Raw genomic sequence first — 674 nt, 5'->3', positions numbered from 1 at the left:
ACGCAGTCGTCAAGATCGGCCATGTGTCACCGCTGTCCGGTGCGCAAGCCCATTACGGCAAAGACAATGAAAACGGCGTGCGCATGGCCATCGAAGACCTGAACGCACAAAACGTGGTCATTGGCGGCAAAAAGGTCAAGTTTGAAATTGTTGCTGAAGATGACGCCGCTGATCCAAAACAGGGCACGGCTGCTGCACAAAAGCTGTGCGACTCCAAGGTCGCTGGCGTGGTCGGTCACCTGAACTCCGGAACTACCATTCCTGCGTCCAAGGTCTACAACGATTGCGGCATTCCTCACGTGACGGGCGCGGCAACCAATCCCAACCTGACCAAGCCAGGCTACAAAACCACCTACCGCATCATTGCCAATGACAACGCCCTGGGCGCTGGCCTGGCTTTCTATGCAGCCGATACGCTGAAGCTGAAGAAAGTCGCCATCATTGACGACCGTACCGCTTATGGCCAGGGCGTTGCTGAAGTGTTCAAGAAAACGGCTCTGGCAAAAGGCATGACCGTGGTTGACGAGCAGTTCACCACCGACAAAGCCACCGACTTCATGGCCATCCTGACGGCTATCAAGTCCAAGGCTCCTGACGCCATCTTCTTCGGCGGCATGGACCCACAGGGCGGCCCAATGCTCCGCCAGATGGAACAACTCGGCATGGGTAACGTC

1 protein-coding gene is annotated in these 674 nt (G+C 56.7%); it reads left to right on the top strand.

Going from position 1 to position 674, the window contains the following annotated elements; all coding sequences use genetic code 11:
• Positions 1-674: branched-chain amino acid ABC transporter substrate-binding protein (locus AC1D0Z_RS23595; protein WP_477660540.1), on the top strand; the 674-nt coding region annotated here is incomplete at both ends.

It is taken from the genome of Polaromonas sp. P1_E3 (assembly GCF_056405935.1).
The sequence above is the reverse complement of the archived record's forward strand: the minus strand, read 5'-3'. Positions and strand labels throughout refer to the sequence as shown.